At 73.5% G+C, this 10268-nt stretch carries 11 protein-coding genes; 10 read left to right on the top strand and 1 reads right to left on the bottom strand.

What is annotated here, in order from left to right:
* Positions 1–291: 291 nt before the first annotated feature.
* The 7 genes from ABZ805_RS17795 to lexA all read left to right on the top strand — a co-directional run bounded on the left by ABZ805_RS17795 (position 292) and on the right by lexA (position 6400).
* The gene (locus ABZ805_RS17795) at positions 292–1509 is read left to right on the top strand and encodes a cytochrome P450 (protein WP_358441100.1); all 1218 of its coding nucleotides are present in this window, start codon (positions 292–294) and stop codon (positions 1507–1509) included.
* A gap of 2 nt (positions 1510–1511) precedes the next feature.
* Positions 1512–2183 (top strand): helix-turn-helix domain-containing protein, encoded by a 672-nt coding sequence (locus ABZ805_RS17790; RefSeq protein WP_358441106.1) that lies wholly within the window; start codon positions 1512–1514, stop codon positions 2181–2183.
* 112 nt (positions 2184–2295) lie between these two features.
* Entirely contained in the window at positions 2296–2496 is a 201-nt protein-coding gene (locus tag ABZ805_RS17785; RefSeq protein WP_358441098.1) for a ferredoxin, read from the top strand.
* Complete coding sequence (locus ABZ805_RS17780) at positions 2493–3668, top strand: FAD-dependent oxidoreductase (protein WP_358441095.1); 1176 nt, start codon at positions 2493–2495, stop codon at positions 3666–3668. The genes ABZ805_RS17785 and ABZ805_RS17780 overlap by 4 nt, the downstream gene beginning before the upstream one ends.
* Positions 3669–3714: 46 nt before the next feature.
* Positions 3715–4932 (top strand): cytochrome P450, encoded by a 1218-nt coding sequence (locus ABZ805_RS17775; protein WP_358441092.1) that lies wholly within the window; start codon positions 3715–3717, stop codon positions 4930–4932.
* Positions 4933–5208: 276 nt separating this feature from the next.
* Entirely contained in the window at positions 5209–5661 is a 453-nt protein-coding gene (locus ABZ805_RS17770) for a PaaI family thioesterase (protein WP_358441090.1), read from the top strand.
* A 76-nt stretch (positions 5662–5737) separates the two neighbouring features.
* The gene (lexA, locus tag ABZ805_RS17765) at positions 5738–6400 is read left to right on the top strand and encodes a transcriptional repressor LexA (protein WP_358441087.1); all 663 of its coding nucleotides are present in this window, start codon (positions 5738–5740) and stop codon (positions 6398–6400) included.
* 89 nt (positions 6401–6489) lie between these two features.
* Here the strand turns inward: lexA and ABZ805_RS17760 are convergent, their stop codons facing one another.
* Positions 6490–7191 carry an FCD domain-containing protein gene (locus ABZ805_RS17760; RefSeq protein ID WP_358441084.1) on the bottom strand — a complete coding sequence of 234 codons (702 nt, stop codon included), beginning with the start codon at positions 7189–7191 and terminating at the stop codon, positions 6490–6492.
* 150 nt (positions 7192–7341) lie between these two features.
* On the opposite strand from ABZ805_RS17760, the gene ABZ805_RS17755 reads away from it, so the two are divergent.
* The 3 genes from ABZ805_RS17755 to ABZ805_RS17745 are packed head-to-tail and all read left to right on the top strand — an operon-like array spanning position 7342 to position 10234.
* The gene (locus ABZ805_RS17755; RefSeq protein ID WP_358441081.1) at positions 7342–8109 is read left to right on the top strand and encodes a (Fe-S)-binding protein; all 768 of its coding nucleotides are present in this window, start codon (positions 7342–7344) and stop codon (positions 8107–8109) included.
* A 17-nt stretch (positions 8110–8126) separates the two neighbouring features.
* Positions 8127–9614 carry a lactate utilization protein B gene (locus ABZ805_RS17750; RefSeq protein WP_358441103.1) on the top strand — a complete coding sequence of 496 codons (1488 nt, stop codon included), beginning with the start codon at positions 8127–8129 and terminating at the stop codon, positions 9612–9614.
* Positions 9611–10234, top strand: a complete 624-nt coding sequence (locus ABZ805_RS17745; protein ID WP_358441078.1) for an LUD domain-containing protein — start codon at positions 9611–9613, stop codon at positions 10232–10234. Before ABZ805_RS17750 ends, ABZ805_RS17745 begins: the two co-directional genes overlap by 4 nt.
* Positions 10235–10268 lie beyond the last annotated feature (34 nt).

The following is a 10268-nucleotide window of genomic DNA, read 5'->3' as shown; positions in this document are numbered from 1 at the left end:
GCTCGGCACCAGCGGCACCACCAGGGTCTGCATCAGCGACACCGAGATGCCGCCGAAGGCCAGCACCGGGACGACCACGTTCGTCCGCGCGGGCGGCGCGTCGTCCGGGCGCCGCGGCGCGCTGAGGGCGTGGGTCATGGTGCTCCGTTCTCGTTCGGTCCGCGCCTTTAAGGCAGGCGCTTGACTGACGTTAGCAGCTGCGGTTCACTACCTCCAAGCTCGATCCCCGGACGTTCCCGGACGCGCCGAATTCCCCGGACCCGAGCAAGGCCGACTTGAGGAGACACCGCGGTGACCACATCTGACGAACGGGTGCTCGACTACCCGATCCCCGCACCGGGACCGCTGGAACCACCCGCCGAATGGGCCCGGCTGCGCGCCGGCTGCCCCGTCTCCCGCGCCAAGCTGCCCAGCGGCGACGAGGTCGCCCTGCTCACCCGCTACTCCGACGTCAAGGACGTGCTCGCCGACCAGCGCTTCGGCCGCAGCCTCGACGACCCCGACGCCGCCCGGATCTCCGACACCGAATCGGGCGGGTTGTTCAACAGCGAGATGTCCACCGCGCTCCCGCAGAGCGGCGAGGGCCACCAGCGCTGGCGGCGCCTGGTGAACCGGTGGTTCACCGCCAAGCGGATGCTGGCGCTGCGCCCCGAGATCGAGCGGATGGCCGAGAGCCTCGTCGACGACATGATCGCCGGTGGCGGGCCCGCCGACCTCAAGGCCGCGCTCGGGTTCCCGCTGCCGGTGTGGGTCATCTGCGACATGCTCGGCGTGCCCACCGCCGACCGGGACCGGTTCTCGCGCTGGTCGGACACCTTCCTCAATCTCACCCGGTACTCCGAGCAGGAGTTCAAGGCCGCCGAGGCAGACTTCTTCGCCTACATGGCCGGGCACATCGCCGCCAAGCAGCAGGAGCCCGGGGACGACCTGCTCAGCGAGCTCATCGCCGCCACCGACTCCGAGGGCGAGCGGATGCCGGACCGGATGCTCGCCGCCACCGGGCTCGGCCTGCTCATCGCGGGGCACGAGACCACCGCGAACATGATCGGCAAAATGGTGGCGATGCTGCTGTCGGACCGGCGGCGCTGGGAGCGGCTGCTGGCGGACCCGTCGCTGGTGCGCTCCGCGGTCGAAGAGGTGCTGCGGTTCGACGCCAACTCCGGGCTCGGCATGGTCCGCTTCCTCAACGAGGACGTCGAGATCGCCGGCACCGAGCTGCCGCGCGGCACCACCGTCATGTGCAACATGGCCGCCGCGAACCGCGATGAAACCGCCTTCGACGGCGCCGACGACATGGACCTGGCCCGCACCCCGAACCCGCACCTGGCGTTCGGCACCGGCGCGCACTCCTGCCTCGGGCAGGCGCTGGCCCGCAACGAGCTGCAGGTGACCCTCGAAGTGCTGCTGCGCAGGCTGCCGTCGCTGGAGCTCGCGGTGCCCGCCGCGCAGCTGCGACCGCTGGAAGGACTCGTCGTCGGCGGCCTGCGCGAAGTCCCGGTGCGGTGGTGACCGTGGGCGCGGCGCGGTCCCGGCAGGTGCGGGCGACGCGGGAGCTGATCCTCGCGACGGCCGAGCGCCTGTTCGCCGAGCACGGGATCACCGCCGTGTCCCACCGCCAGATCGGGGAGGCCGCGGGACAGGGCAACAACGCCGTCGTCGGCTACCACTTCGGCACCAAGGCCGAACTGGTCGCCGCGATCCTGCGCAAGCACTACGAGCAGGTCGAGCGGTTGCGCGCCCGGATGGTCGCCGACGCCGAAGGGTCGACCGCCGTGCGGGACTGGGTGGCGTGCATGGTGCTGCCGAGCGCGCAGCACTTGGCCGACCTGGGCGGGCCGACCTGGTACGGCCGGTTCGGCGCGCAGGTCATGACCGACCCCGCCTACCGCGAGATCGCCGAACGCGCCTCGTGGAACTCCCCATCGCTGCGGCGCGCGGGCGAGGAACTGCACCGCCTGCTGGCCGAACTGCCCGAACCCGTGCGGCAGGAACGCCGCGACATGGCCCGGCGGCTGGTGGTGCACGTGGTCGCGGAGCGCGAGCTCGCACTGGCCGACGGCACCCCCACCCCGCGCCGAACCTGGCAGCAGGCCGGAACCGGCCTGGTGGACGCGATCACCGGCCTCTGGCTCGCGCCCGCCACCGCTGGAAGCCTCCCGGGCGAACGGGACGGCGCACCGTGACCGCCGGTGCTCGCGCGATGCGCAGCCCGGCCCGGCGGCCGCGGAGCCGAGCGGGCTCCGCGACCCGAACCCACTACGACGGCCGAACCCGATACGACAGGAGTCGAACACGATGAAGGTGACCATCGACGAGGAGAAGTGCTGCGGCGCCGGGACGTGCGTGATGGTCGCGCCCGAGGTCTTCGACCAGCGCGACGAGGACGGCGTGGTGGTCCTGCTGGACGCCGCTCCCCCGGCCGAACTGCACGACGGTGCCCGGGAAGCCGCGAACATGTGCCCCGCGGCCGCCATCGCGCTCAGCGAGGAGTCGTGACCGGACCGGTGCTGGTGGTCGGCGCCTCCGCCGCCGGCCTGTCCACCGCGGAAGCCCTGCGCCGGGGCGGGCACGACGGGCCGATCGCGGTGCTCGGCGACGAACCGCACCTGCCCTACGACCGGCCGCCGCTGTCGAAGAAGGTGCTCGCCGGGGAGTGGGAACCCGACCGGGCGCGGCTGCGGACCGAGGAGGCGCTCGCCGCGCTGGACGTCGACTTCGTCCTCGGCGACGCGGCGGTCTCCCTGGACGCGGGCTCCCGGACCGTGCGCACCGCCGCGGGACGGCTGCTCAGCGCGGCGACGATCGTGCTGGCCACCGGGGTGCGGCCGCGCACCCTGCCCGGGCAGGACGGGCTGGACGGGGTGCACGTGCTGCGCACCGTCGAGGACTCGCTGGCGCTGCGGGCCGAACTGCGCCCCGGGGCCCGGCTGGTCGTGGTCGGCGAGGGCGTGCTCGGTTCCGAGATCGCCGCCACCGCGCGGGCCGCGGGCGCGCACGTCACCCTCACCGGGCCGCTGGCGGCACCGATGGCCGGGCAGCTCGGCCCGCTGGTCGGCGCCCGGCTCGCGGAACTGCACGCCGATCGCGGGGTCGAGCTCCGCCTCGGCCGCGGCGTCACCGGGTTCACCGGGTCCGGCCGGGTGACCGGGGTGCGGCTGGACTCCGGCGAGGAGCTGCCCGCCGACGCGGTGGTCGTCGCCGTCGGCGCCGTGCCGAACACCGAGTGGCTCGCGGACAGCGGGCTGCGGCTGGCGGACGGCGTGGTGTGCGACTCGCGGTGCCGCGCCGCGCCCGGGATCTACGCGGTCGGCGACGTGTGCCGGTGGCTCGACGAGCGGACGAATTCGTCGCTGCGCCTGGAGAACCGCACGCACGCCACCGAGCAGGCCGGGGCGGTGGCCGCGAACGCCCTGGGCGCCGACCGCGCGTTCTCGCCGATCCCGTTCTTCTGGACCGACCAGTACGACGTGAAGATCCAGGTGCACGGGACGGTGCGGCCCGCCGCCGACGCGGAGGTGGTGGACGGCGACCCCGCCGACGGCCGGTTCGTGGTGCGCTACCGCGAGGACGGCCGCACCACCGCGGTCCTCGGCTGGAACATGCCCAAGCAGGTCCGCCTGCGCCGCCAGGAGATCCTCGACGCCGCCGAGGCCGCACCCGCCCGCTGAAGTCCACTTCGGACGTTCCCGAGAACCGCTCCCCCGGAAGGCCACCATGACCGAACGACTCGCCGCGACAGCGGAATTCCCGTCCGAACGCGCCCCGTCCTGCCCGTTCGCTCCCCCGCCCGCGCTGCGCGAGGCCGCCGCGCAGCGGCCGCTGTCGCGGGTGCGGCTGTGGAACGGCAGCACCCCGTGGGTGATCACCGGGCACGCCGCGCAGCGCGCGCTGCTGGGTGACGCCCGCGTCAGCACCGACGAGAAGCAGCCGGGCTTCCCGCACATCAGCGCCGCTTCCCAGGCGCACGCCGCCGACCGCGCGCCGAGCATCTTCAACTCCGACGCGGCCGAGCACAGCCGGTTCCGGCGGATGATGACGTTCCCGTTCACCGCCAAGCGGGTCTCCGCGCTGCGGCCGTTCATCCAGCGCACCACCGACGAGCTGATCGACGCGATGCTCGCCGGGCCGCAGCCCGCCGACCTGGTCGCCGCGCTGGCGCTGCCGTTGCCGTCGCTGATGATCAGCGAACTGCTCGGCGTGCCCTACTCCGACCACGAGTTCTTCCAGCGGCACAGCGTGCTCGCCATCGACCGGGACGCGACGCCGGAGCAGAGCGCGGCCTCCAGCGGCGCGCTGCAGGACTACCTCGCCGACCTGATCACGGCTCGCGTCGACGAACCGGGTGAGGGCTGGGTGTCCGACCTCGCGCAGCGGGTCACCGCCGGCGACGTCACGGTCGCCGAGGCCGCGCAGATGGGCATGGTGCTGCTCATCGCCGGGCACGAGACCAGCGCGAACATGATCGGGCTCGGCACAGCGAAGCTGCTCCAAGACCCCGCGAACCTGGCCGTGTTCCGCGACGCCGAGGACCCGAAGGTCGTCGCGGGCGCGGTCGAGGAGATGCTGCGCTACCTGTCGGTGGCCCACCACGGGCTGCGCCGCGTCGCGCGCGAGGACATCGAGGTCGAGGGCGAGACGATCCGCGCGGGCGAGGGCATCGTGCTGGCGCTGCCGCTGGGCAACTGGGATTCCGCGGCGTTCGCGGAACCGGACCGGCTGGACCTGCACCGCGATGCCCGGCAGCACAACGCGTTCGGGTTCGGCGTGCACCAGTGCATCGGCCAGCAGCTCGCGCGGGTGGAGCTGCAGGTCGTGTTCGGCACGCTCCACCGGCGGGTGCCGTCGCTGGCGCTGGCCGTGGACCCGGCGGAGATCCCGTTCAAGTTCGGCAAGCTCGTCTACGGCGTGGAGTCGCTGCCGGTCACCTGGTGAGGCCGCGGGCGCCTGGTGAGGCTCGGGAGACCGGGCCTCGGGTGGCGCTCGCGGGACCGCCGCTCGGGACGATCTAGGCGGCGGCCGCGGACCGCCGTCCGGCACGGCGTCCGGGCCGGGCGTCCGGCACGACGCCTGGACCGGGCGCCCGGTCCGGACGTCCGGTCGAGCGATCCGCGCCACATCGGGCTCCGCCGCGCCGTCCACCTCGGATAACGTAAGTTACCGACCGGTAGCCAAGGGCCGGCCGGAACGCCGCCGTCCGAGGAGAGGCCCATGTCCACCACCGAATCCACCGCCCCGTCCGGACTGGAACTGCTGCGCCGGGTGCAGTCCGGGGCCTTCGCGGACACCCCGTCCATCGGCGGCCTGCTCGGGATGCGCTTCGACGTGGTCGAGCACGGGCGCATCGTGGTCTCGCTGGACACCCGGCCCGACTTCGCCAACCCGCTCGGCACCGTGCACGGCGGGATCGCCGCGACCCTGCTCGACTCGGCGATGGGCTGCGCCGTGCACACCACGCTGCCCGCGGGCGTCGGCTACACCACCTTGGAGCTCAAGGTGAACTACATCCGCGCCGCGCGCACCGACGGCCAGGTGCTCACCACCGAAGGCACCGTCGTGCACGCCGGACGCCGCACCGCCACCGCCGAGGGCAAGGTCCACGACGAGGCGGGCAAGCTCATCGCGCACGCCACCACCACCTGCCTCATCCTCCCCACCTCCTGACCCCGCACCGCGCCGATCACCCCGCGTCGGCGTGCCGGTGATCGGGTTCGGCGCGGCGGGATCTACCATTCGGCGGATGACCGGCTACGACGATCTCGACCCGTTCGAGCACCTGGACGCCTCGTCCCTGCCGCTGCGCCAGCAGCGGATCATGGCGACGATCCGCGACTGGGTGGTGCGGCACGGGTACTCGCCGAGCACCCGGCAGATCGGCGAGGCCGTCGGCCTGCGCTCCACGTCCTCGGTGTCCAAGCACCTGGCGAGCCTGGAGGACAAGGGCTTCCTGCGGCGCAGCGAGACCGTGTCCCGGCCCATCGACGTGCGCGCGTTCCTGCACGGCACCGCCGCCGCCCGCGGCGACGGGGATTCGGTGACGGTGCCCGTGGTCGGCGACATCGCCGCCGGGACGCCCATCGCCGCCGACGAGCACCTCGACGACACGCTGACGCTGCCCCGCGAGTTCGCCGGGCGCGGCACCGTGTTCGCGCTGCGGGTGCGCGGCGATTCGATGATCGACGCCGCGATCTGCGACGGGGACACCGTGATCGTCAAGCAGCAGCCCGAGGCGCACTCGGGGCAGATCGTCGCGGCCCTGCTCGACGACGAGGCGACGGTCAAGGTGTACCGGAAGCGGAACGGGCACGTGCTACTGGAACCGCGGAACCCGGCCTACGAGGTCATCGACGGCGACCACGCCACCGTCCTCGGCGTCGTCGTGTCCGTCCTGCGCAGCGTCTGACCCCCAGCTCCTGACTCGCGGCTCCTGACCCGCGGCTCGCGTCAGCGGCGCCGACGGCCCGCCGGACCGGACGGACACGCGCCGCCAGGTCAGAGCGCGAGGCCACCGTCGGCGTAGTAGCCCTTGATGTGCGCGGTGACGCGACGACCCGCCAGCGCGCCGTCACCGTCCCGGATCGCGGCCAGCAGCTCGCGGTGCTCGGCGCGCAACCGGGTCGAGGTCGCCGCCCACGAATCCAGCAGCGGGACCGTCTCGCGGGTGTAGTGCTCGATCGAGTCGCGCAGCCCGGACATCATCGCCGCGACCACCTCGTTGCCCGCGGCCTGCGCCAGGGACAGGTGGAACTGGGCGTCGAGCGCCAGGAACTCCGCGGGGGCCAGGTCCGGCTCGTCCATCGCGTCGAGCAGCTCCTGCGCCGCGGCGAGATCGGGCGAGCCGGTGGCCAGCTCGGTGACCGAGGCGGTCTCCAGCACCAGCCGGGTGCGCACCACGTCGCGCACCTGGAAGCCCTGCCCCGCCACCTGCAACCGCAGCAGCGCGCTCATGCCGCCGGTCGGGCGGGCCAGGATCACCGCGCCCGCCTCCGGCCCGGATCCGGTCTGGGCGCGCAGCAGGCCCAGCGCCTCCAGCACCCGCATCGCCTCGCGCACCGAGGAGCGTCCGACCTGCAACTCCTCGGCCAGCGCCCGCTCCCCGGGCAGGCGCTGCCCGGGCGCGATCCGGCCCTGCACCAGGTCGTCCTCGATCTGCGCGAGCACCCGTTCCCACGCCCGCGGTCCAGCCTTCGCCACCCGGGGAGCCTATCGAGCTCCGCGCGGTGCGCGTTGCGGGCGCCGCCCGCTGCCGCAACGCTGGCCCGAGGCGGTCGGACACCGCCCGTTCCCGAACTCGCCCACCCCGGTTACGGTGTGGTCAGACCACACACGAAGGGAGTCCGACGCATGCGGGTAGCCCTGTTCGCCACCTGCCTCGGCGACACGCTGTTCCCGGACGCGATCCAGGCCACCGCCCTGCTGCTGAGCAGGCTCGGCCAGGACGTGGTGTTCCCGGAGGCGCAGACCTGCTGCGGGCAGATGCACGTCAACACCGGGTACCAGCGCGAAGCGCTGCCGCTGGTCGAGAACCACGCGGCCTGCTTCGCCGACGACTCGATCGACGCCGTGGTGGTGCCCTCCGGCTCCTGCACGGGATCCATCCGGCACCAGCACGAGATCGTCGCCGAGCGCTTCGGCCGGCCCGGCCTGCGCGAACAGGTGGTGCGCTCGCGGGCGAAGACCTACGAGCTCGCCGAGTTCCTCGTCGACGTCCTCGGCGTCGTCGACGTCGGCGCCACCTTCCCGCACCGGGTGACCTACCACCCCACCTGCCACTCGCTGCGGATGCTGCGGGTCGGGGACAAACCGCTGCGGCTGCTGCGCGCGGTGCGCGACATCGACCTGGTGGAGCTGCCCGAAGCCGACCAGTGCTGCGGGTTCGGCGGCACCTTCGCGCTGAAGAACGCCGACACCTCCACCGCGATGCTCTCCGACAAGCTGCGCCACATCGGCGGCACCGACGCCGAGTACTGCACGGCCGGGGACGCGTCCTGCCTGATGCACATCGGCGGCGGGCTGTCCCGGCTGCAGACCGGCGTCGGCACCAAGCACCTCGCGGAGATCCTCGTCGCCACCGAACGCACGATCGCCCCGAAGCAGGGAGCCTTCGCATGAGCGGCACGTTCCTCGGCATGCCCACCGCCCCGCCGCGCGGCACCGGCAACCTCCGCGGCGGCGAACCGTTCCCGGCGGCGGCCCGCACCGAGCTCGGCAACGCACAGCTGCGCCGCAACGTCGGCAAGGCCACCCGCACCATCCGGGACAAGCGGCTCGCCGTCACCGGCGAACTGCCCGACTGGGAGGAGCTGCGCTCCGCCGGTGCCGCGATCAAGCGCGACGTCCTCGCCCGGCTGCCGGAACTCCTGGAGCAGTTCGAGCAGGCGGTGACCGCGCGCGGCGGCACGGTGCACTGGGCGCGCGACGCCGCCGAGGCCAACGCGATCGTCACCCGGCTCGTCCGCGACACCGGCTCCGCGGACGTCCTCAAGGTGAAATCGATGGCCACCCAGGAGATCGGCCTCAACGAGCACCTCGCCGACGAGGGCATCACCGCCATCGAGACCGACCTGGCCGAACTGATCGTGCAGCTCGGCGCGGACCGCCCCTCGCACATCCTGGTCCCGGCGATCCACCGCAACCGCGCGGAGATCCGGGAGATCTTCCTGCGCGCCATGCCCGGTGTCGACCCGGACCTGGACGACGATCCCGCGCACCTCGCCGAGGCGTCCCGGCGGTTCCTGCGCGACCGGTTCATGCGCGCGCGGGTCGCGATCTCCGGGGCGAACTTCGGCGTCGCCGACACCGGCACGCTGTCGGTCGTGGAATCCGAGGGCAACGGGCGGATGTGCCTGACCATGCCGGAGACGCTGATCACCGTGATGGGGCTGGAGAAGCTGATCCCCCGGTTCGAGGACCTGGAGGTGTTCCTGCAGCTGCTGCCCCGGTCCTCCACCGGCGAGCGGATGAACCCGTACACCTCGATGTGGACCGGCGTCACGCCCGGCGACGGACCCGAGGAGTTCCACCTGGTGCTGCTGGACAACGGCCGCACCGCCACCCTCGCCGACGAGATCGGGCGCGAGGCGCTGCACTGCATCCGCTGCTCGGCCTGCCTCAACGTGTGCCCGGTGTACGAGCGGACCGGCGGGCACGCCTACGGCTCGACGTACCCGGGACCGATCGGCGCGGTGCTCACGCCGCAACTGGCCGGGATGAACGCCGGGTCCGGGGATCCGAACGGCTCGCTGCCCTACGCCTCCAGCCTGTGCGGGGCGTGCTTCGACGCCTGCCCGGTGAAGATCGACATTCCGTCGCTGCTGGTGGAACTGCGCCACCAGCACGTCGAGCAGGCCGGGTTCGACGCCGAGCAGGCGATGATGAAGGCCGCGTCGGCGGCGATGGGCTCCGCGGGCCGGTGGACCGCGGCGCAGCGCGCGGCGCAGCTGGGCAGGCTGCTCGGCCGCGGCGGGCGGATCAAGGTGCTGCCACCGCCCGGCAGCGCGTGGACCTCGTCGCGCGACCTGCCGGTGCCGCCGAAGCGGACGTTCCGGCAGTGGTGGAACTCCGCGGAAGGCCGGGCCGCGCTCGACCGCGCCCGGCGCGAAGGAGGTGCGCGGTGAACGCCCGGGAGACCGTGCTGGGCCGGGTGCGCGACGCCCTCGCGCTCGCCCCGCCCGCCGCGGTGCAGGTGCCGCGCGAGTACCGGCGCTCGCGGACGCTGCCCGCGGACCGGCGGCGGGAACTGCTGGTGGACCGGCTGGAGGACTACGGCGCCGCGGTGCACCAGTGCGACGCCGCCGACGCGCCCGGGGCGATCGGGACGGCGCTGCGCGGCACCCGCCGGATCGGCATCCCCGCCGGGCTGGACCGCCGGTGGGTCGCCGAGTTCGGCGGCGAGATCACCGTCGACTCCGCGGACGTGCCGCCCGCGCGGCTGGACGAGCTGGACGGGGTGGTGACCGGGTCGGCGGTGACGTGCGCGGAGACCGGCACGATCTTCCTGGACTCGTCGGCCGACCAGGGCCGCCGGGCGCTGACGCTGGTGCCGGACCTGCACGTGTGCCTGGTGGCGCTGTCCACAGTGGTCGCCGGGGTTCCGGAGGCGGTGGCCAGGCTCGACCCGGTGCGGCCGACGACGCTGATCAGCGGCCCCTCGGCGACCTCGGACATCGAACTGGACCGGGTCGAGGGCGTGCACGGGCCGCGGACCCTGCACGTGGTCCTGCTCCTCGACGCCTGACCCCGTAGGTGAATGGCCCATTCGACCACCCTCA

Origin of the sequence: Saccharopolyspora sp. NPDC047091 (genome assembly GCF_040643635.1) — a bacterium.
In the GTDB taxonomy this organism is placed as follows: Bacteria; Actinomycetota; Actinomycetes; order Mycobacteriales; family Pseudonocardiaceae; genus Saccharopolyspora_C.
This window is presented reverse-complemented; position numbering and strand designations above follow the sequence as displayed.